The organism is Planctomicrobium mucosum (assembly GCF_051466335.1).
Classification (GTDB): domain Bacteria; phylum Planctomycetota; class Planctomycetia; order Planctomycetales; family Planctomycetaceae; genus Planctomicrobium.
The window spans coordinates 4,627,088-4,650,003 of the sequence record NZ_CP195793.1 but is presented as its reverse complement, the minus strand read 5'-3'; the positions used below and the strand labels follow the sequence as shown (position 1 = coordinate 4,650,003).

General features: G+C 56.0%; 15 protein-coding genes. 10 read left to right on the top strand and 5 right to left on the bottom strand.

The genetic code is table 11. The features are described from left to right. Window positions 1–33 precede the first annotated feature (33 nt). The 4 genes from SH668x_RS18455 (at window position 34) to SH668x_RS18440 (ending at window position 2,201) form a co-directional block, all read left to right on the top strand. Window positions 34–621 carry a hypothetical protein gene (locus tag SH668x_RS18455; RefSeq protein WP_437186537.1) on the top strand — a complete coding sequence of 196 codons (588 nt, stop codon included), beginning with the start codon at window positions 34–36 and terminating at the stop codon, window positions 619–621. 402 nt (window positions 622–1,023) lie between these two features. Next, the gene (locus SH668x_RS18450; protein ID WP_437186536.1) at window positions 1,024–1,209 is read left to right on the top strand and encodes a hypothetical protein; all 186 of its coding nucleotides are present in this window, start codon (window positions 1,024–1,026) and stop codon (window positions 1,207–1,209) included. A gap of 33 nt (window positions 1,210–1,242) precedes the next feature. After that, window positions 1,243–1,578 carry a hypothetical protein gene (locus SH668x_RS18445; protein ID WP_437186535.1) on the top strand — a complete coding sequence of 112 codons (336 nt, stop codon included), beginning with the start codon at window positions 1,243–1,245 and terminating at the stop codon, window positions 1,576–1,578. 446 nt (window positions 1,579–2,024) lie between these two features. Next, window positions 2,025–2,201, top strand: a complete 177-nt coding sequence (locus SH668x_RS18440; protein WP_437186534.1) for a hypothetical protein — start codon at window positions 2,025–2,027, stop codon at window positions 2,199–2,201. Window positions 2,202–2,292: 91 nt separating this feature from the next. Here the strand turns inward: SH668x_RS18440 and SH668x_RS18435 are convergent, their stop codons facing one another. The 5 genes from SH668x_RS18435 to SH668x_RS18415 form a co-directional block, all read right to left on the bottom strand. Then, window positions 2,293–2,496 carry a hypothetical protein gene (locus SH668x_RS18435; protein WP_437186533.1) on the bottom strand — a complete coding sequence of 68 codons (204 nt, stop codon included), beginning with the start codon at window positions 2,494–2,496 and terminating at the stop codon, window positions 2,293–2,295. Window positions 2,497–2,833: 337 nt separating this feature from the next. Next, the gene (locus SH668x_RS18430; protein WP_437186532.1) at window positions 2,834–6,262 is read right to left on the bottom strand and encodes a DEAD/DEAH box helicase; all 3,429 of its coding nucleotides are present in this window, start codon (window positions 6,260–6,262) and stop codon (window positions 2,834–2,836) included. Further along, complete coding sequence (locus SH668x_RS18425; RefSeq protein WP_437186531.1) at window positions 6,259–6,960, bottom strand: hypothetical protein; 702 nt, start codon at window positions 6,958–6,960, stop codon at window positions 6,259–6,261. Before SH668x_RS18425 ends, SH668x_RS18430 begins: the two co-directional genes overlap by 4 nt. Before the next feature lie 604 nt (window positions 6,961–7,564). Next, the gene (locus SH668x_RS18420) at window positions 7,565–9,385 is read right to left on the bottom strand and encodes a UvrD-helicase domain-containing protein (RefSeq protein ID WP_437186530.1); all 1,821 of its coding nucleotides are present in this window, start codon (window positions 9,383–9,385) and stop codon (window positions 7,565–7,567) included. Next, a complete protein-coding gene (locus tag SH668x_RS18415) occupies window positions 9,382–11,406 on the bottom strand; it encodes an ATP-dependent nuclease (RefSeq protein WP_437186529.1) in 2,025 nt (674 codons plus the stop codon). Before SH668x_RS18415 ends, SH668x_RS18420 begins: the two co-directional genes overlap by 4 nt. Window positions 11,407–11,705: 299 nt before the next feature. Between SH668x_RS18415 and SH668x_RS18410 the strand changes: the two genes are divergently transcribed. The 6 genes from SH668x_RS18410 (at window position 11,706) to SH668x_RS18385 (ending at window position 22,906) form a co-directional block, all read left to right on the top strand. After that, a complete protein-coding gene (locus SH668x_RS18410) occupies window positions 11,706–12,185 on the top strand; it encodes a hypothetical protein (RefSeq protein ID WP_437186528.1) in 480 nt (159 codons plus the stop codon). A 274-nt stretch (window positions 12,186–12,459) separates the two neighbouring features. After that, entirely contained in the window at window positions 12,460–12,777 is a 318-nt protein-coding gene (locus tag SH668x_RS18405) for a hypothetical protein (RefSeq protein WP_437186527.1), read from the top strand. Window positions 12,778–13,040: 263 nt separating this feature from the next. Beyond that, window positions 13,041–18,200: a DEAD/DEAH box helicase family protein gene (locus SH668x_RS18400; protein WP_437186526.1), complete on the top strand. Its 5,160-nt coding sequence runs from the start codon at window positions 13,041–13,043 to the stop codon at window positions 18,198–18,200. An 823-nt stretch (window positions 18,201–19,023) separates the two neighbouring features. Then, a complete protein-coding gene (locus SH668x_RS18395; protein WP_437186525.1) occupies window positions 19,024–20,535 on the top strand; it encodes a TolC family protein in 1,512 nt (503 codons plus the stop codon). 255 nt (window positions 20,536–20,790) lie between these two features. Beyond that, the gene (locus tag SH668x_RS18390) at window positions 20,791–21,240 is read left to right on the top strand and encodes a hypothetical protein (RefSeq protein WP_437186524.1); all 450 of its coding nucleotides are present in this window, start codon (window positions 20,791–20,793) and stop codon (window positions 21,238–21,240) included. Between the two features lie 160 nt (window positions 21,241–21,400). Next, complete coding sequence (locus tag SH668x_RS18385) at window positions 21,401–22,906, top strand: efflux RND transporter periplasmic adaptor subunit (protein WP_437186523.1); 1,506 nt, start codon at window positions 21,401–21,403, stop codon at window positions 22,904–22,906. Window positions 22,907–22,916 lie beyond the last annotated feature (10 nt).

Here is a 22,916-nt window from a genome sequence, read left to right as displayed (position 1 = left end):
CCACACCATCACAAAACGGAAAGGAGTTCCGACATGAAGAAAACAATGAAAACCGACGCAATCTGCCCCCGCAAAACATACTCCCACGACCTGGGCAATGGTGTACGACTGGAAGGCGAGGTCTCCCCCTGCGTCTTTATGTACCCGCGATATCCCCTGCAAGTGGAGGCCCGCTTGCGAAACGCGGCGGGAACCCCCTTGGGTAAAGCATGTGCGGTCAATCGCTCGCTCACGGCAGAGACCGCCACGGACGCAGATGTCTCTGCCCTGCTATCGACCATCCGAACGATGCCCTGCATCCGCTGTTCGGGGCCGGCGTTCAATCCGACCACGGTTGATACGAACCGGGGTGGTTTGTGTGAATCTTGCTTTGTGGCTGATTTGGACGCAGAACTCGCCAGATTCTCAGAACGTGAGAGACGAAAACTGGCGAAGCAGGACTGTCGTATGAAGGCCAAAGGCATGAGGGTGCGAGTGAGTGTTTGGGTCCACCCCGCCGTCGGCGACGATTACCAGGCCGACTGGTACTTCCCGGCCCAGCCAACTCCGGCTCAACTCCAGCGGCGATTGCGCGACGAAGGGTCCGAGTTATTAGACGATTACCAGATCATCACCTTATAGCCCACGGAGATCACCAGAGCGATACCGACGAAGCCCTGCATCAAGACGACCGGCTGCTCTCTCGGCCTACGGCTCCGGTTCTCATCGCTTCTGGATCACCCCCGAAGCCGACCGCTCCGTGACAACCTTGTTGTTGCCCAAAGATGACTAACGGGTTCTCGGCGCAGGCAGCCATCGGTACTTCCTTGACTACTGCTCGTGGCAGCCCGTCAGCGGCCTTCAACAGCGGGGGGTGTAAGCCGCCCGCCGGAGCCTGCAAGCTGCCAAGGCCGCTTTCCGCAAGGCGGAAGCCTTCGGCCTTTCGCTGGCAGGTCCGCTCCGCCTCCGTCTGAAGGGCGGCTTGTGTTCACCCCCGGAAGGCCGCATGGGACGGCCTGCAACACAAGACAAGGAGTAACACCGATGGCCCACCCTCATGACAATCCGTCCTTCGATTCTTTCGACACATCTGATTGGGACGACGCCGACATTCGCGACCTGATCCGCACAACGCCGCTTGCCTTCGACGATGACAGCCAGCCCAGTGGCTACGACGCCGAGGAACTGCTCGGCTTAGAGGCCATCGACCTCCTGGGCCGCTTCCGCTAAGCGGCCCTCTCCCCAACACGAAAGGATTCTGCCATGACATCGCAAGTGATCGACTCTACCCAGCCGTGGAGCCTCGAATTCGAGCAGGACGGCACCGAGGACATAGCCTTCATCCGGGACGCCGAGGGCGATGAGATCGTCAGAAGCCGCCCGTTCTGGTTGCCCATAGGTGATGACCCTGTGCCGCCGACGCTGTCCGCACTACGGTTGATGGTCGTTGCCCCAAAACTGCTGGCAGCCTGCAAGCAGGCTCTGACAGCAATGGAAGCGGCATTGGAAGCCGACGATCCGCAGGCTTGCACGCAAATGGAATGGGAAGCGGAGCCACTTGCCACCCTGCGTGCTGTCATTGCCGAGGCGACCGGATAACGGAGGCCCACCTCAACCCGAGACGGGCTGCAACGAGGAACCGAGGCGTATCACCAGCCCGTCTCTGGCTATGGCCGGTCAAGAGGTGTAAGCCCCCGCCCGAGCTTACAATCTGCCGAGGCCGCTTCCTTTTCGATTATTATTAGCCCTTCCTTTGACTCCTGCTCACGGTTCCCGTGGGCGTTCAGTTATCGTGATTCCGAACCTGCCCCTTGGTCGGTGTTCGGCTGTTGTTGTTCCTCACCGGCGAGCCATGCGAGCCGCCTGCGAATGCCCCCGCATTCTGCCATCAATTCCCTTTGACTTAGTCTGCGGATTGAGGCAGGGTTGCACGGATATCATCCCGTCCCGTTGTTAGCCGGCAGAAGCCGGAAGGCCGATCGCAACCTCTTTCTGTGCGGCAAGCAACATTGAGATTGAGAAACCTCTAACGAAAGGAACCGCCGATGAAGCACTACCGCCTCCGGGTAGAAATTGACATCGTTGCCGAGGATCGAGAACATGCCGAGGCATTATCCCGAATCCTCACGTCCCTTCTCCGGCAACGAAGTTGGATCAGGGAGGTAGTGCCAGACGGCTTTGAAGAGCGGACGACCATCGCGCAGCAGAATGAGACGCCCTGATCGGTCCAGGATGTTGCGATTCCCTAACGCAGACGGCGGCGCTGATGTCCGGCCCTGACCATATTGGCTTCCCGAGGCCAGTACCCTTGTCTCACTGGTCGTCCTGAGTAACGCTGGCACTCTTCTTCAGCTCGACTGCACTTCCCAAGTGCTCATTCATCGAAATTCCGAACTGACCGCATGGCGGATGTTCGGCTGCCGCTTCTCCCCCAACGGCGAGCCATGCGAGCCGTCCACAATGGCCTCTGGCCAGTCCTCCAACTCTCTTGTTGACTGACAGCTTTTGAGCTGGCATTCTCCCATCTTGCCCCACACGGGCCGGGCGGTGAGGAAACTCTTCACCGCCCACCAGAATGCCCTGACATGACGTCTCCACACCAGACATGGGGCACACAAGTCTGAGAGGGCATTTCAAGCCACAAAACGTTCAGGCGTCTTCCCTATGCACTGCATAGGTGGAATTTCCCGGGGAAATTCGCGATCAGACGCCCTTTCTGACCCGCATGGCCATATGGAACTCTCCGGTATTTGATCAAGTGATATCCGATATTGAACCGTGTTTCGACCGCATGCTCCTTTACTCGTAGAAACACCAATTTTTCAGTCACACGACGCAAGGCATCACGAAACATTTAAAGATACCACTCGACAGACACATGGAGGCGATCAACGTCAAATACAAAATCAATCGTTGAAATCACCTCTTCTGAGCTGGGAAGGGACGTCCTAGCAGATCGACCCAATACAAATCCAGCGCAGTCGATCCACTCAATACTGTCGGACCGTACAATGGGCATCACGCGAATCCGTCCCCGAAAACCAGCGAGTGAGGAATCGACTTCATCAATCCGGATGTTTCTTGGCAGCCTTCTTTGCCTGATGTCAGTGCCAGGAAAGCGTTCTTCACTCCAGTCGCGGATCGCCCTGGGATCAAGTGGATCAGCTGCTGCTACTGCATACGACGACTGGTAATACTCTGAAACAAATTCGGTAGCTTCTGCTCGCGTACGGGCCAGAGACCTGGCCATCAAAAATGCTACGACAGGCTCAAGAGTACCCCAGGTCACGAGCTCCTTGAGCCAAAACACACTCCACGGAAGCCCTGTCTCATTCCACTGCTCAAGCGTAGTCGGCAAAAGCTGCCCTTCATGGACAATGTCGAAAGTAACACCAACGACACTGCCAAGGCCCCAACAGTAACGGTAAGCAAACCAGGAATTGGCGTTCGAATGCCACTCTGCAACTTTCGAGTCATTTGGCGTCGCAGCATTTGGAGCTTGAACCCACCACCTCAACGTTGACAACCACTCATCGGCATCGGCATCTGGGCGGAATCGCTTGATTTCAGCAAGTGCCGTGACAGTTCTTGCGATGTATTCAAATCGCTTACCAGCGTCCATTTCGGCATATCCGTCTCCCTCCTTCAATACCATCAGAATGGACTGTAGTCGCAGAAGAAGATCGGACGCGGTCGATGGTGGTAATCCCGTTTTGTAAAGTCTACGTCGCCCATTTCGATCAGGGTAGACGACAGGAATTGCTCTCCCCCGAGATAAAAATGCTTGAAAATAAAATGGATTGGCGGCGGCAGATGCAAAGATACCCCGCCAGAGATCCTGAAGGGACGCCTCCCAATCGGTCAGCGCACGAATCTCCTCATGTTCAACCATACCGGCAAGTAGAAACCCATCAAGACTATCCAGCGAACCAAAATCAGAGTCCGACTGCTGCGGATCAACCGACTCCAGCCACTGGAGAAATCGGCCGACATCTGTAGTTCGAGTTAATTGACACCACTGCTCCCAGACGTCGTAGATGGCATGTAAAGCCGGACTACGTGGAACGTCCGGCTGTACCGTCTTGAGCAATTCTCTTCTCAACTCGTTGTACCGCCTCGAAGGAGTTTCGTTCGCGTCAGGTCGAACAAGAACCAGCACTTTACCTTCAGTTGAGACACCTGGCCGTCCGGCTCTTCCAGCAAGATTGCGAAACTCGGAAACATTCATGGTGCGTCCACTCCGAAGCAGCGAAGGCACGAGAACGGTTTCCACCGGAATATTCACTCCTTCCGATAGAGTCGAAGTGGCAACCACAACATTTGCAAGTCCAGCTTGTACTACGTCCACAAATAGACGCCCCAACGGCCTTGGCAGGCTCGAATGATGTAGGACGATGCCATACTTAAGAAGCCTGTATTCGTAACTGTGAGAGCCATAATAGTCTTCGCACACAACGAGCGTGGAATTCCAGAGCTCTCTCTCTCCTTCGGTGTTGGCTTCACGCAGCACCAACGGGATTTCCAGTCCCTTCCAGCCCTTTTCAAGCAATTGCAAGAAATCCTTTGCGACACCTGCGATCTTCTGTGTGATGGAAATCAAGACTGCATGATGCTCACCTCGATCATCTGCTGCCGCTAGTTTGAGCGCAGCCCAAAGCAGTGGGGGGCGCAATGATTTTTCCGGGCCAATCCATACAGGCTTTGGCGGACATTGAGCTATTGCAGATGGGACATAGGGCGTAGCTTCAGAATCGTGTGAAAACGCCAGAGGTGCCCCGTCGAGAAAATCGTAGTAAATCGCGAAACGCCCTTGAGATGTTACTTCCAATCGTCCGATGAGCTGGCGTGTGCTCCGATAGAGCGTTTTCACTGGGTGTGTATCAGGGGATGCGCCGACCCATGTGTGCAATGCATCTTCGAGTCCTGCCGCGACGGCCGATAGAGCAATGACACGACAACGATCTTTCGGAACCAAATGGCGAATTCGAGCAGCAAGCGATTCGAGACGGAGTGACCGGCTCTCGGCTCGCCTAAGGTCAGCCGTATAACCGTTGAACTGCACCATGTGTGCTTCATCGAGTACCACAAGAGCCATACGGGTGAGGAATAAGGGACCTAAAAAACGAACAAGTGCCTCCCCTTTTTCGTACGTGCAAATGAGAACAGTCGGGTCGTCAGAGGTAAGCCAGGCATCGGTTGGTCCCCAATCGGTTCCGCCATAGAGACCGGTAACGACGACATGCCGATGCGACATTCGTCGTAATACCCGCGTCATTTTCCCTTCCACTTCTGCTGCGAGCGCTCGACTCGGAACAAGATATAGGCATAGCGGAGAACTACTTTCCGATCCGAACAAGGCCTGAAGAATTGCGACCTCAGCAACACTGGTCTTTCCAGAACCGGTTGGCGTACACAGCGCAAAGGAACCCGCAGATGTCAGGCGTCGAATTCCGTCCTCCTGCGACGGCCACGCTGTCGCTCGCCGGTACAGGCAGTTGAGACGGGCATATCGATCGAAAGCCGCTTGACCATCTGGTGGCATTCCGGATGAAAGCTCTGAAAGGACCCTCCGCCACGTATGCAGCATTGTTTCCTTGGCGCATTCGGTGGTCAGCCGAGCAAGTAGCCAAGAGAAGGCATCACGTTCGATCGTGAGCAACGATGAGATCGCATCGAGCTTTTCGAGCGCAGTCAAGGATCGTTGATCATCACCCCATCTAATATCGGCAGACAGCAAGCCCAGGCATCGCACAACCTCATCGAGTATCCATTGAGAGTCAGTTGGAAGGGCTCCTGGTGAATGTGCAGTGGCTCGCTGCTCCCAGAATCTGTGAGTCGATTCGAGTGCTGCATGGAAGTCACCCTTTAAATAATGCCGCAAGATCTCCGATTCTTCATCGCTCTCGACTTGCTCCAGCATTGAGCCTGAGCGAGCCGGATATCCGGCAAGCCAATAGGCAGCACCAGCTAGCAACCGCGAGGGAACGCTGCCTGGTCGAACAGATGGGTTAGATAGCCACTCTAAGATCTCACCTGCTCTTCGAATGCACGCCGACCATTCTGGCTGCTCTTCGCGACGCAAGAAAAGACCCGCGTGTATCATTTGGGCAGCATCCTGCAGGCGATCAGTCGCCTCGGCCTCTTTCCAACTGGGCAGTCCCGGTTGGCCACTACGAATTCGGCTTTGGTGGCTGTAGAGCCGAGCATCGACAGGGCGGAGGCCAGCTTTCGCGGTGTTGTTCAACCACTCCGTCGCTAGCCTTAATGCTTCGGCTTTGCTCATGTCCACACCTGGGGGCAGTAGATGGAGCGAACGCGAACTAATACATCGGAAAGATGGACTTCTATGGCATGCAGGTGTCGTGCAGCAGTGTATTCCGGTATTGGATTGTCACTATCGATCCATGTGGCGCGTTGAATTGGCGCTTGGCCATGGAGGTAGTACACAGCATCGCTACGATCGATGGAGACAGAGGGGTTTGAATGCAGCCTTCCATGGAGTACTCGCAGTGCGTTGGTCCATTCATCTGCATCTGTTGAGTTTCTCGAAGCGAGGGCTTCGATGAGTTGAAAAATATCGACGATCCCACTTGTCGCTGCTTTAGCGTGTGCTTCTTGAACCAGGGAAATGTTATGTCTAGTCGTACATTTCGCTTCACAATAGAGAACGGACACGATCTCTGACGTTTTCGGATCACGACGAAAAGCAAGGCAGTCGTCGCCAGTCCGACCGAACAGTGTTGTCGCCGTTATCCCGCTCTGGGACTGTTGCTCCAATTGCTGAAAGGCAATTATGTGCGTGTGAAACAGATGTGCTGGGACTTCCCAGTTGTCAAATCCGGCCGCTCCGCATGTCTCGGCGAGAAGTCCCGCGAGAACCTCGCCGAATAACCCCTGGACAGCGATGTCAGGGAAACCAAAGGGATATTGATCGTACGGAGAGGGAAGTGGTTGGCTTTGTCCAGTGGGATGTAACGACATGCCGGCGATTCTTCGGAATCTCTGGATTGCATCGTCATGGGCAGATCGAAAATATTCGGCCACCAAATCGGAAACAGTATTCCACCCTTCTACCGATTCCGAATACCGGCTGTGGAAGTAGTTCTCCCTTTTGGTGGGTGAATGGGATTCATTGAGCCAATCTAGGACACCAGCCTTTGTGAGACCCTGGTGACGTTGTTGTGCTATTGATGAAGACATTGATGCGGCCCTGGTTTGGTGAGCTTCACGTCACCTCGGTTTATTCGACTCTAAAATCGCGTTCGATAGCGATTTCTTGAAGCCTATGTCGTCAGCGAACTGATTGAACAGTTTCTGTTGATCGGTGGATTATTCAAGCTCATACAAGATGCTTGTCCTTTTCGAGACGGAGTGTTTTTTTGGAAACTACGTCCCTTATTTTGGCGGTAGAGCATTGATTAGGCTTGCCGGATAATAAAAAAACAGTCAATCACGGTACGGTTTTGTGCCGTCGATAGCCGCAAGCGAAATTATCGGCAAGGTCAGAGTTTATGCGAGTTTCTACGAAAAACCCAGCCGGACGGGCGACATTGACGACACAGTAACCGAATTGCATGGTGCACCCTTACGAAGATGCTTTTCGACGGCGTTTCGTTGCCGTTGGCTCCCCGACGGCGGGCTCGTTGCGTGGGAGAATGACGACGTTCGCCCCGCGCGCGTTAAACCGATCTTGGAGATTGGGATCTGGGCAGTAGATGAAAAGTTCCGATTTGGCACGACTCAGTGCGACGTAGGTGATGCGATGCTCCTCTTCCCCCGCCTGGGGATTGAGGATATGCTCTGCTTCCCCGTTGTCCAATACCACGAAGACTGCTTCGGCTTCTCCTCCTTTCGCCTGATGAATCGTGCGAGTGAGCCTGGTTTCATCAGTGGTCTTGATGCCGTGAACGAGGTCGGCATATGCAGATGACGTCATCTGATCGCAGAATTTACCTCGGGTGGCTTTCGTAAGTGACAGTCCATCGAGACACGTGCAGACAAATTCTGTGAGGGAACGATAGACTTCGAGAGTCGACCGCTGAAGCATTACCGCATGCTGGGAAACCATGTATTCCAAAAGCGACAGTGCAAGTGCGCGGCGTTTTTCTATCGTGACCTCGCCGCCGTACTTGATGGGTGTCCGGAATCGCTTTCGGGACGAAATTCCCTGAACAAGTCTCTGAACGGCCAGGTCGTATAGCCCTCGTAAAGCCAGATCAGTTGCTAATGCAACGGTAAACAAGAAGCGGTGACGGTCAACATCTGCTTGCTCAACGCTTTCCCACGTCGCCGTACTCTTGGCAACATCCGGTCGGCGTGCTCGCAAAACGTCTTTGTGGCTTCGAGCCAGTACAAGCATAGTCGAACCATGCCGAGTATTCGCGCGGGCATGCGACAAGGAATCCGCCAGATCACCAAAGTAGATGGTTGGTGGTGTTCCTTCCTCTGTCTCAACGGGGTTCTGCTCTAGCCCATCGGTGCGAATGCCATTGAGAAATAAGACGAGTGATCGTGTACTGCGGCGATTTCCTTCAATCGCATAGGCTTTGAAACCAGGAAGCTGGAACCCGATAAAATGTGTCGGACTGGCGTCGAGAAAGCTGTAGATCGCCTGTTCAGGATCACCGATAACTCCGACCACAGTTCCAGTTTCGGCAAGCCAGCGGACGACTGCCGCCTGCACCGGCGTGGTGTCCTGAAACTCGTCAATAAAAAGATATGGAAACTTCGCACTGAGAAACTGCCTGAGTGCGGGAAACTCTCTTAGCAGACGATAGGCGAAGTAGAGCACATCCTCATGATCAATATGCCCTCTTTTCCAATACTGGCTCTTGTATTCCAGGAGCCGTTCCGGTGTCAGCAAGTCTATAATGTGCTTGTCTCGCGATTCGGACTTGCACGGGGTGTGGAAAGGCAAGCCTTGATTGTCAATGCGTACGGAAATGCTGCGTAGTCGCGTTTTCAGGAGTTGCAGATTGTTCTGCTGCATGAGCAATTGACGACGGCTGTAAAGATCGAGCCAGCCATCAAACACGTCATGAGCGATGAAGTGTTCGGAATGTGTGTCAACCAGATGATGTGAAGCAACGTCAGCTCCAACAGAGTCCTTCAAGAGATGCAGATAGGGACGGACGATATTGCCAAAAAGAAAGCTATGAATCGTGGATACTTCCGCGACATCTGCCGCCGCGCCAAGTCGTCGCTGAATCTCTCGGACGGCGATATTTGTGTACGAAATCACACCAATGCGGGAGCAAGGAGTGAGACGCTGGGATGCTTGCGCAACGTGCCGTACATGTCCAATGAGCCAATGCGTTTTGCCAGAACCAGGTCCCGCCGTAACGCGGAAGTGATGTTCAACGTCGTTGATTCGGTCGGATGAGTTCAGTGCGTGGGAATTCGTCATAGCGTCGTGGCTCCGGGAGCTTGCTGCACCGTTGCCTTTGTTACCCAATTAATTGCATCAACAACGTACTTGGGGCATTGAAGTGCCGTCGAATCGCCCGGTGGGACGCGAATGATCTTCTCAAGGGCAAAGGCATGTTCGCCTTTGGCGTTTTCTGCGCACCGGAGATACGTTGCCGCGAATCGGTGTTTCTTGCGTTCAGTCGCGTCCTGGATTGCTTTGAGGCTTGCAAGTTCATCCGGCTCAAACTGCTTCTCAAGCTTTCGCGGCAGAGTCTCGGGGGTGGCGCACAGTTCCTTGAGTGCAGCGCTGTGCGTCACCGCGTCTGTGACAAGTAGGGAGTTTCCTATATTCGCTAGGGCCAGGTCATACTCAAGGGTTTTCTTCCCGGAAAACACTTGGAGGTTTGCTCGCCCGGTAATGAAAGTGACCAATGCCTCCTGCACGCCGGAAGTTGCTCGGTAATCAAAGCTGCTGACATCGCCGTTGAGTTGGAATGGGAAGCACGACTTCCATCTCGCATCGTCGATACCACGTTCCTTTCGACCGGGATCAGCATCAACGATGCATGCGACCCTTCGATGTAATGTGTGCTCCAATAGGTCGGCGGAGACACCCGCACCGAATAGTGGCAAGAAATGTTTGAAAGTCACGCCATCCACCCTAACGACAGCCACATGATGTTCGTCAAATGACCGTCCATCCCTCGATGCAAAGGCCGGAACGACAAGTTGTTCGGCAATTCCCTCAACAAGCAGAGTTGCCTTCGCGAAGAGCATCGCAGATTTGGTGGCATCCAGGTACCGTTCCACATAGGAGCGAGACGCCTTACCTTCGACGGTATCAGCAAAGAGACGAGCCGGATATGCGATTCCGATCTCTCCCGACTCACGTACCGATAAGCAGATAATTGGCGTGAGACGAGCGGCCGATGTCACATGCGTAGAGTGCGTCGTAACGAACACTTGGCGGTTTTGGTGAGGCTCCTTTTCGACACGGCTGACAATGTGAGCAAGTAACTTGTATTGAAGTGCGGGATGCAGATGTGCCTCCGGTTCCTCAATGAGCAGCATTGGGAATACTGCAGCATTCTGCCCCCGACGCTGCTCTGATGCCCGAAACGACATGCTGGCCAACAGGAGCGAGATATAGAGCAGATTGTTGTATCCCAATCCCTGATGAGATGCTGGAAATGCAAACGATTCACGCTCAATGAATAATCTCAAGGCGGCAATCAGGTCACTTTCCTGAACGCCTCCATCGAGAGTTGGATTGCCTCCGTCACCGGCTCCTGTTTCCGAAACAAGCTGAAAGAGCCGGGGAGTATCGAGGCGTCGTACTAATTCAGTGCGCAGCTCTTTTGATCGTTCGCGAAACGCTGATCGCAGTTGGCGTTTCTCTCCGTCTTTTTTGTTGATGTCCAACACTTCTTCCAGCATTTGTCGCAAAAGAGGGTTTCTACCGGAGAACATTTCGCTTTCCACGTCTCGCAGCGCATCGAGGAATTGGCAGTCGAACTTGGACAACGTATCCGCGTCAGCGGAAAGGACCGTTGCAGGATTGCCTCCATACACCCGAGTGACGTACTTCGGAAGGAATTCGTTAACAATCTCAAAAAATACTGGTCGATCTGTCGTGCTATTCAGCGCTTCGCGGAATGTGTCTTCATCAGTTTCCGGCAGGAAAAACGTATAAGTGAGCTGCGCCTCCCAGCGTGAGTCAAGACTTGTGAGCCATGGTGCAACCAGTGCGCGATCGGCGGGAGTGTCAGCGGGAGATGAACGAAGCGTGACCGATATTGTGATCCGTGGAGGCGAATCAATCGGTTCTAATAGGCTGTGAAAATCGTGAACAGTTGGTCGCCCTTGCGATCGGCGATCAAAAACCAGTGCAAGGGCTTTGAGAAGCGTAGTCTTACCAGAATTATTTTCGCCAATAATGACGTTCAGCCCTGGTTGAAACTCAATCGTAGAGTCCTTGAAGCAACGGTAGTTCTGAATACGTATACGTGATATGTACATTACTGCTAATGATCCTAAAAATGGCGAGTGTGACTCTAACGGTCAGGCAATGCCTGCATCCCGGAAGCGAATGAAATCACTTCATTCATATATTTCTGTTCCTGTAGAGCATTGATCAAAAACATCAGAAAAACTGTGGCGTTGCAGCGTGTTGTCTCTATGAAACCTTAGCATTTCTGCGTCTTTTGAGTATGGCATGTTGCTGAAACCCGCACTCAGCCTATTGCGCGAAGGGATTGAATCGTGCTAATGTCAGTTATAGAGGTGAATGAATCACCCTACACATCATGGAGGACGATATGGCACGCAAACGCACCCCAAAGAACACCACACCCACCGAAACACCAAATCCCATTCAACCCGAACCAGAGCTTCAACTGGCCGACCTCGCCAGCACTGCCGTTCAGGAACCATCCGCACCGGAAGCCCCTGAACTACAGCCTACTTTTGTCGAACGTCTCCAGCAACAACGAGGCCGGATCATTGCCGCCGACCCCTTCGGAATCGCAGGCGACTATGAGGCGGGTGTTCGACTGTTCGAGAGCCGTCGGTTCCGCCAGATGGCGATCAAGTTTGAGGAGAAGCCCAGCCAAGAGGTGCTCGAACGAGTCAAATCAGCCGGTTACCGCTGGAACTCTCGCGATCTGATGTGGATTCATCCCATTGAGCCCGATTCAGCCATGACCACGCGTATCGAGGCCGAACGGCTCTACCAGGAAGTACGCGGGATGATCCGCCAGGCCAAGGGGATCGAATCCGGCCAGGAAGTGCCGTTCTGAGCGGACCTGATCAGAGGCATGGCAGGTTCGTATGCACTCGTTCAACATTCCGGTTCATGGTGATTTGCCACTTGCCAAGCGGACCATTTCCTGCGAATCATCGTTCACGGGAAGGCCAGACCGGCAACCCGGAGGCGGGGCGAACAGCTCCGAGCGTTGCTGAGGATGGCTCGGAAGCCGCCGGGATGGCGAGGCCCCACACTCTTTCCCGATGACCCGGACGAGACGACCGAGTCGAAACAGGAATCACGCCTACAACCGCAAGGAGCCAACCATGCAGTACAAGACGATCGTCATGGAAATGTTGGAGTTTCGGACGCAGATCAAGGACCAGTTGCCCAAGGACGAGAATCCGCTGGAAACTCTGGATCGTCTGGCAATGGAACTGAAGACCCTCCACGAAATGTACAAGGAACAACTCGCTCAGGCACGGAGCGACAGCCATCCCATTCAAATCTCTTCGGAAGCCTTGGAGATGGCCTTGCAAGAGCTGGAAGATCGTTTACTGCCCGTATCGCCAGTGGACGAGCCGAAAGTGTTCTCCCTCGACGGAGCCATGGCGTTCATCCGCCGTCATTCACAGAAAAAGTAAAAGCCGGACGACAACAGCAATCGCTGTTCGATTTCACTTCCGACGATTCTCCTCAGCCGTCCGCCCCGCCTGGGGCCTTATCTGACGGCACGCTACCCAGCCCGCCGGGCCGTGCAAGCGGAAACCCGGTTCCCCCTGGAGGTCTCCCCCAACTTTCCGCTGGCACGGTCGCTCCGCGAGCAGAGCCCCGGCTTCAGGCTGGGTCGTTTTCCGGCCGTCAGGCCCCCGAAAGCGGGCCGAAAACGCCAGAAGGAGACCACGCGATGAACAGCGCACAACTCAAATCGACACTCGAAGCACTGGCCGGGATACCGGACCCGACCCTCGCACTTCACCGCGCCCGCGATCAACTCCCCTCATCTTCCAACGGAATGGCCAGCGGCGAGAAGGCCAAGGCCCGCGACATCATCGCCACCATCCGCACGCTGAAGACCATCGAGCAGGAAAACCGCCCGGCCACTCCCGAAGAAAAACAGATACTTGCCCGGTTCTCCGGCTTCGGCCCGGTCGCCCTCTCCATTTTTCCCGACCCCGTCAGCGGGCGCTACAAAGACTCCGGCTGGCAGGCACTGGGGGAGGAGTTGAAATCACTCCTCACCCCAGACGAGTACGACAGCGCCAAACGTACCACATTCAACGCCTTCTACACGTCGCCGACCGTCATCGGGGGTATCTATGATGCCATACGCCGGTTGGGTATTTCGGATCACGCGACGATCCTGGAACCCGGCTGCGGTATCGGCAACTTCATCGGCCACGGCCAGCCCGATCAACGCTTCATTGGGATCGAACTCGACTCCCTCTCCGGCCGCATCGCCAAAGCGATCCACCCGCAGCACGACATCCGCATCGAAAGTTTCCGGGACTCCAAGTTACCCGAGGGGCGTATCGACGCCGTGATCGGCAACGTGCCGTTCTCAAACCTCACGCTTGACTATCACGGTCAGAAGTTCTCCCTGCACGATTACTTCTTTGCCAAGTCAGTCGATTCACTCAAGTCAGGCGGCGTACTGGCGCTGGTCACATCCCACTACACGCTCGACAAGAAAAACGCCGCGATCCGTGAATACCTTGCTGGCAAGGCCGACTTCGTCGGCGCGATCCGCCTCCCCTCCGATGCCTTCAAACGCGAGGGAACCGCCGTTGTCACCGACATCGTGTTCCTGCGGAAGCGTCCGCCTGGGGTGGCAGCCAATCATGTGGATGTTGACTGGCTCAGCGTTGCACCGCTGACCATCGAAGGCCGGGAAGTCGGCATCAACCGCTACTTCCATCACCATCCCGAAATGGTGCTGGGCAACTGGACGACGAAGGACACGCTCTATGGCGGCGAAGGCTATAGCCTGACCAGCAACGGCGACCTCGCCCAGCAACTTGGCCAAGCCATTGGCAGGCTACCCGAATTCGCCCCGATCCAGCCATCCAAGTCCGAGGAACCGGCGGCACCGGTTTTCGTCCCTCCCCCGCCCGAACGGCATATCGGCGAAGGCAGTTTCTTCATCGGTGACGACCGCATCATCTACCAGACCGACGGAGGCCAGGGTGTTCCCGTTGTCTATAGCGGCACGCAGCTTAAAAGCGACGGCACGATGACCGGCAAGCGACTGGGGGCCTTGGTCGAACTCCGTGACAAAGCCCGCCGCGTGCTGCAATCGCAGAACGAAGGCTGGCCCGACCAGCACCGCGAGAACGCCCGCCGTGAACTCAACCGCACATATGACCGGTTCGTGATGGCCTATGGCCCGATTAACAAGACGACGTTCAGCGAAACCAAGGACGGCACGACGATCCGGCGGATGCCGAACTTGGTCAAGTTCAAGGAAGACCCGGATGGGATGCTCGTCATGTCCCTGGAGGATTATGACGAGACGACCGGCAAGGCGACCAAAGCCGCGATCATGTCGCGGGATGTGGTCGGAAAAACCCCGCCCGTCACCCAGGTCCGCAGCGCCGAGGAAGGTTTATTGGTGTCGCTCAACCAGCATGGGGCGGTCTTTCTCGACTACATTTCGCAGCTCTACGGCAAGCCGGAAAGCCAGGTGATCGAGGAACTGGGCGACTTGATCTTCCAAGACCCGGAGACCGGTAAATGGGAAACCGCCGACGCTTATCTCTCCGGCAATGTCCGGGAAAAGCTCGCCACTGCCGAGAAGGCCGGATCGCAATATGCCCGCAATATCAATGCTCTACGTGACGTACAGCCCGAAGACGTGCTGCCCGGCGACATCGACGCCAACCTCGGTGCCCCTTGGATTCCCGAATCCGACGTCCAGGCATTCGCCGCCGATCTGTTCAAGGTCGATCCGTCGTCCGTACCCGTTGCCCATTTGAAAAAGGATGCTGTCTGGAACCTGGATGCAGGCTACGCTGCCAAGGCGTCCGTCGCCGCCACTTCCGAGTTTGGTACCGGCCGCGCCAACGGCACCTGGCTGTTGGAACTGGCTCTGAACATGAAGTCGCCGACCATCTACGACACCATCGACCACGGCGACCGCGAGGAGCGTGTCGTCAACCAGGAAGACACGATGGCCGCCCGTGAAAAGCAGAAGCTCATCAAGGAGCGGTTTCGGCAGTGGGTCTTCGCCGATCCCGACCGCACCGAACGGCTGGTGCGGATTTACAACGACAATTTCAACAACTTACGCCCTCGCCAGTTTGATGGCTCCCACCTCGATTTCCCCGGTATGAACCAGGCTCTGTCGCTACGGCAGCATCAGAAAGATGCCGTCTGGCGAGGTATGAGCAGCGGCAACACCTTACTCGCTCATGTCGTCGGTGCGGGTAAGACCTTCACGATGGCGGCCACCGGCATGAAGATGAAGCAGGCCGGGTTGGTCCATAAGCCCATGTACGTCGTACCCAATCACCTGCTGGAGCAGTTCGCCCGCGAGTTCATGCAGCTTTACCCGAACGCCAAGTTACTGGTGGCATCCAAGGAAGACCTGTCCAAGGAACGCCGCAAGATGCTGACGGCCAAGATCGCCTCCGGCGAATGGGATGGCATCGTGGTCACACATTCCAGCTTTGAACGCATCGGCATGTCGAAGGACTATCAGGAGCAGTTCCTTCGCGAGCAGATCGCCGAGTACGACCAACTGCTGATCGAACACGCCGCCCAGAAGGGAACGAATCGTAACCTCATCAAAACCATCGAAAAACAAAAGGCGGCCCGCGCCGAGAAGCTCAAGAACCTGCTAGCCGAGGATAAGAAGGACGACGGGCTGGTGTTTGACGAACTTGGCGTCGATCACGTCTTTATCGACGAAGCCCACTACTTCAAGAATCTGGAGACGCCGACCAAGATGGACCGCGTCGCCGGCATCCAGACCGGCGGCTCTGAGCGTGCCTTCGACGTGTTCATGAAAGCCCGTTACCTCGACGAGCAGCATCCCGGCCACGGCGTCACCTTTGCCACCGGGACGCCGATTTCCAACACGATGGTCGAGATGTACACGATGCAGAGGTTCCTCGACCCGCGCGGGCTAAGGAGCCGGGGCATCGAGCATTTCGACGCCTGGGCGGCCACGTTCGGCGAAGTCGTGGACACGATGGAGCTTTCGCCGGACGGCGGTGGGCTTCGTCAGCGAAGCCGCTTTGCGAAGTTCACCAACCTGCCGGAACTCCAGCAGATGTTCCGGGCGTTCTCGGACGTGCAGACCGCCGAGATGCTGAACCTGCCGCGACCAAAACTCAAGGGCGGCAAGCCCATCGTGGTCGCCTGCCCGATGTCCGACGAGCAGCAGGAACTCCAACAGGAGTTGGTCGAGCGTTACGAACGCATCCGATCCGAGAAGATTGATCCCCGCATCGACAACGCCCTGGCGATCACCACCGATGGTCGCAAGCTGGCGACCGATGCCCGGATGCTCTCGGCCTCGGCTCCCGACTTCCCGGAATCGAAGATCAACCGACTGGTGGAAAACGTCGTGGATATCTGGAAGGAATCGGCACCGACGCGCAGCACACAGATGATCTTCGCCGATATGGGCGTCAATCCGACCCCGTGGGGGTACTCGCCCTACGAGGAGATTATCGAGAAGTTACACGCCGGGGGTATCCCACGCGAACAGATCGCCACGATGGGTGAGGCCGAGTCGGACGCCAAGAAACAGGCTCTGTTCGAGAAGGTCCGACAGGGTTCCGTGCGCGTGCTGATCGGTAGCACGCAGAAAATGGGCACCGGCACCAACGTCCAGAAACGCCTGATCGCCCTGCATCACCTGGACGCCCCGTGGAAGCCTGCCGAGGTCGAGCAACGCGACGGACGCATCCTCCGGCAGGGGAACGAGAATCCGGAAGTCTCCATCTACCGCTACGTCACCGAAGGTAGCTTCGATGCTTATATGTGGCAGGCGCTGGAAACCAAAGCCCGCTTCATCAGCCAGATCATGACCGGCGACAATGCCGCCCGCCGGGCCGAGGACATCGGCAGTCAGGAACTCAGCTATGCCGAGGTGAAGGCCATCGCTTCCGGCAACCCGGCGGTGCTGACGCTCGCCGAAGCGGATGCCGAGCTACAACGCCTGACGCTGCTGAAAAAGAACCATCTCGACGAGCAATACGTCGCCCGCCGCAAGGTACGAGACCTGCCGGATTTCATCGGAGCGCAAAACAGCAGGCTGGCCAAGCTGACCGGCGACGAACAGGCCGTCAAACAGCATGAAGGCGATCCCATTGCCATCGGCAAGCATCCGCTGGCCCGTGATGACGTGACAGCCGTTCTTGGTAAACGGCTGGACGTCCTGCCTTTTTCTGTCCGTGAGCCGACGCGGGTGCCCATCGGCATTTATCGTGGTCTGGCGTTTGGGGTCATTGTCCATCCGAATTTTCCACCGGATGTCTATCTGGAAGGGGTGATCACCCGGACATCCAGCCTCTCAAAAGAACATCAAGGCCCACGAGCTGTTCTCAACGCTCTGGAACGCATCGCCACCGGCTATGCCTCGGAGACCGTCCGCATCCGACAAGACCTATTGATTGCCGAGTCGCAGCTCCGCGACTATCAGGCCCGCTTAGGCAAACCCTTTTTGCTAGAAGCATATCTATCAGAACTCACTGAACTACGGGACCAGCTCAAGGCGAAGCTATCGGCATCAGGGCAAGAATCCGCAGACAGCAAAGGGCCAGCCACACCCGCACTGGCCGAGCGAATCAAGGCTCTCAAGGCTGCTAACACTCTTGAGGACATGCCGCAGCGATCTGAACGCAAGCAGTCCAGGGCAGAGGAACCAATCACCGTCCGCATCCGCCGCCGACAGGAGACACATGCTGTGTCCGGCCAGGTCGGCGAACAGGAATTTGCAACTGAAGTGCAGCAACGGGAATTTCAGGATTCACTCGACAAGCCGCCAATGACATTTCAGGATCGTATCTTACGCGAGCGCCAACGGAGAGACGATGGCGAAGGCCAAAGTCCGCAGTAAGACCGTGGGGGCAGGCATTCGGGAAAGTCCCTCGGAATCCACCGCTCAGCAATGAACGGCTCTCGCATCGAAATTGCGGAGACAATCAAGTTGCTGACTGCCCAGTCAGATTCTCCAGCAACCTTCACTTTGCCGGTTCCAACGAATCTGTCGGATGTCTGAATCGATTTCCCCGGATTCAGAGAGCACCGGCAATTGTTGCTCAATCTGGTCACTCCAATGACCGATCACGAAGAAGGACGATTTTGGCACAATTGCTCGATCATTTCATGGAGGGAATGGATTCCCGTGGGCAAGCGACTGCGAAGCTTGATGGCAGGTTTGCTGCTACTGACAGTGATGTGTCAGTCAGCCTTGCCTTGCGGCTGCGCAAAGTGCGGCATCGGGACGGTGCGCTCCGCTGCGGCCTGCGGATGCCCAGCTTGTGATGGTGATCAATGCCAGGATCATCACCACGAAAACGATACGGTAGGTTGCAATTCGGCCTCACAAGCGGACTGTTGTCCCTGCCCTCATGAACCGCAAGGCTCCTGCCCAGATTCGCAGGAATCAACTTGTCGTCGGCTGGTCGTGTTCCTTTCTGGATCAGGATCAGAACTTCAGCTTGCCGTCAGCGGGACGATTGCATTCGGCTGGCAGCCCGTCTTTTTTACAGACGCAAGTGTCACTCTCCAGCACTTTCTGACACGTGCAGAGAGAGATTTTTGTACCTTTGAATCGCCTCAATTGACAGGCTGCGTCCGTCTCCAGGTTTAGGTTGAAGCCCATCGCGATCTCGATTCACGATGTGTACTTCACTACGCCTTTCCCTGGAGATCTTCTCATGTCTAGCAGACTGTTTGTCGCTATTGTTGGACTGGTTTTCGTTCAATTCTGTGGCTGTCAAGGGACTCGTGGCAAGCTCGCCGCACGCTCGTCGCCGGAAATCCAGGTCTCGGCAGAGACCGTTCGTCGCGCCCCACTGCCCGCAGACAACCGACCTGGGGAGTCTTCTCCCGCTGACATCGTCGCTGCCAAACAACCCTCCATCGAGTTAACGGCGGGCGAAGCGGGACCAGCACCCACTCTTGCGGGATCGCCCATTCCAGACTCTCCCTCATTCATTCCCGGCGAAGTCGTCACTTCGTGGACTCTTGCCAGCTTGGAATCCACCGCTTTAGCGAATAATCCGTCCATTCGACAGGCGTCGTCATCGGCTCACAAGGCGATCGGGTTCCGAGATCAAGTGGGTAAAAAGCCGAATCCCATCGTCGGTTATAACGGGACCCAACTTGCTGACCGAGGAACCGATCAACATACCGTCTTTGTCGAGCAGCAAGTTGTTCTTGGCGACAAGCTTTCCCGGAATCAGGAGGTCCTGAACCAGGAAGTCCAATCCCAGTTGTGGGAAGTGGAAGCCCAGCGTTATCGCGTCCTCACGGATGTACGTCAGCGATACTATGAAGCCCTGGCCGCACAGCGACGTTTGGCGCTCACCAAGGAGTTTCATGTGATCGCGCAGAAGGGCGTGGACGTTGCCAAGGCACGCCTGGAGGCCAAGGAAGGCTCAACGCCTGAAGTCCTGCAAGCGGAAATTCAACTCAACCAGGTCGAAGTCCAGCGCCGTCAGGCCGAGGCGGCATTCCGGGGAGCCTGGAAGCAACTGATGGCTGTTACCGGTCTCCCGGGAACTCTCCCCGGAGCGTTGGAAGGGGCTCTCCCGAGCCAGGTGACGGTTGAAGATTTGCAACTGGTGACGAGTCAGACCTTGGCCGCCAGTCCCGAATTGCGGGCAGCCCAAGCCCGTGTCAGTCGGGCGCGGGCAAATATCGGGCGACAAGAAGTTCAAGCCATTCCGAACCTGACCTTCATGCTGGGCGGTGGCGTTGATCGAGGAACGAATTCCGGAATGATCAATACTCAAGTCGGCTTGCCCCTCCCGATTTACAACCGCAATGAGGGAAATATTTCTGCGGCGCAGGCCGAATTCAGCCGGGCGTGCGAGGAGGTGCGACGCATTGAGCTCTCGATCGAGTCGCGGATTGCACAGGCAGGACAGGATTACGAATCTGCTGCGGCCGCTGTCGAACAGTACCAACAGGTGACCCTTCCTAAAGCCGAAGAGGCACTTGCGCTCACGGAACAGGCTTATTCCGCCGGTGAGTTTGAGTTTCTGCAAGTCCTCATCGTGCGGAAGACCTACTTCGACGCCAATCTCGAATATGTCCTCTCGCAGAAGAACCTGGCACTCGCGGAAACCTACTTGCAGGGAATGGTGCTTTCTGGTGGATTGGACAACACACGGGATACAGACATCGGCTCGGGCCTGCGCGATCAAAGTCTCAGCGGCGAGTAACAAACAAGACGAACAGACGTGGCAAGCTTCCATTCGTGAGGGGATGTGGCGGCTGCGGCTGGAAGTTTGGAACCCACGTCACCGTGTCTTGCAACCAGTCGAGGCCCGTTCAGAACTCGATTCCCGCACGAATTTTCAGCGATTTTTCAAGAGAAAACCGCCATTGACCCGATAACCCAGATATTCGATAATGTCATGTTTTAGCTGGCTTTGACTTCGTTCTCGGCAGCGACAGAAGGGGTGGACGACCTAAAAATGAGCGGCAATGTTGTCAGTTTGATTGCACTCATCCCAATGCTGATTCACAGCATTTTTGGGTGCTGCTGGCATCATGCCCATTCACATGCGGGTCATGATCATGTCGTCGCGGTCGTGATCGACGGCGATTTGTCGCTGGATCATGCTCACGCAGGCCATTCGAGCTGTCCGTCTCATGGCTCGCCTGCATCTGGCGGAGAAAGCCATTCCGACGATCATCCGGCTGAGTCTCCTTGTGAGGAAGATCGTTGCGTCTATAGCGGGATGGTGACGACGGTGGTCCCGCAGTTTTTCAGTCTTGAAATGTGGGGACCCACCCAGTTTGTTTTGGCCGACTTGCAGGTTGTGCAGCAATCTCAGTTAACGGCCTGGGGTGAATTGCGCGACTGGTCGATCTCGCATTCTGCGCGAGAACGCCGTGCGCTCACCCAAGTCTGGCTGATCTAAGCCACCTCTCTCGGCGACCTGCTGTCGCCTTTCTCTTGCTGACGATCGATAGGAACCGCGGCATCGTTGCGTCCTGTCGGTGGTCATTCTTCCCATTCCTTGCACCAGCATCACTGCGCTGAGATTGCGCGCATGCGCTGTGTCCCGATAAGGGGGCCTTATGAAGCTCAAAGTACCGTTCCGCAGCATTTCCGTAGGTTGGCTGTGGCTGGCCGGAGTGATCGTTCTCGTGGGAATTGGGGGATTCACCCTCAACCGCTGGTGGCCCGTCGCACAGGACTGGGTCCGAAATACGATCGCGGCTCAAAAGAAAGCGAGCACGTCGGACGAGCACGCTCACAGCGAAGGTCAGGATGGGCACGACCATGGGGGCCATGCGCATGCCCATGATGAAGGAACCTCCTTGGAGCTGTCACAACAGGCGATGGGGAATGTGGGTCTGACCGACGACTTCCTCAAGCCGGTGCAACTCGAAACCTTTCTGCGCTCGATCACCGTCCCCGCCATCATCGTCGAACGCCCGGGCCGAACGCGAATTCAGGTCTCTACACCGATGGCCGGAGTCATTACGCATGTGCACGCGGTTCGCGGTGAAGCCATCACCCCCGGAACGCTTCTGTTCGAGATCCGCATCACCGCCGACGAGTTGGTGGCAACGCAGACGGAACTTCTCAAAACCATCGGCGGCATTGATGTCGAGAATCGAGAAATTGCCCGGCTGGAAGAGGTGACCAAGTCGGGAGCCGTCTCCCAGAAAACACTGCTGGAACGGCAATATGCCAAGGACAAGCTGGAAGTCCTGTTGGCGGCCCAGAAAGAAGCGCTCCGGCTCCAGGGATTGTCCGACCGCCAGATCCAGGACATTAGTGTGAATCGACGTCTTCTGCGTGACCTTCAAATCCGGGTGCCGGCTCCTGACCAGCACAACGAAGACGAACTGGAACTGACGAATAATAAAGTCTCACAGGCTGACTATTCTGAAGCAGACCATTCCCAACCGGCGGATGGCCATGACGTGCCACTGCTCATTCTTCAGGACGTCCTGGTCAGCAAAGGGGAACGTGTTCTGGCCGGCACGTCTCTGGCAGTCCTTTCGGACATGTCGGAACTATATCTCGAAGGGCGTGCTTTTGAGCAAGATGCCCGTCTGCTGGCTGCTGCTGCGGCAAACAACTGGAAAGTGACCGCTGTTTTCGAGCAGGGTGGACAGCAGTCCGAGGAAGTCCCGGGACTGGAATTGCTCTATGCGGCGAGTGACGTGAATGTGCAATCCCGCACGCTTCCCTTCTATGTCCGCCTGCCGAACCAGTTGACTCGCGATGTCCCCTCTCCCAATGGGCTGCGTTTCATCGAGTGGAAGTATCGTCCGGGGCAACGATTGCAGCTTCGGGTGCCGGTCGAGGAATGGCAGCAGCAGATCGTGTTTCCCGTGGATGCGATTGCCCAGGAAGGAGCGGAAGCGTTTGTCTTCCAGCAGAACGGAAACCATTTCGATCGCGTACCCGTCCACGTGATCTATCGCGATCAAGCCTATGCCGTCATCAAGAATGATGGCTCGGTGTTTCCAGGGGATATCGTGGCACAGCGTGGTGCCCACCAGTTGCAGATGGCCCTCAAGAACAAGTCCGGCGGCGGAGCTGATCCGCATGCCGGGCACAATCACTGATCAGGAGCGC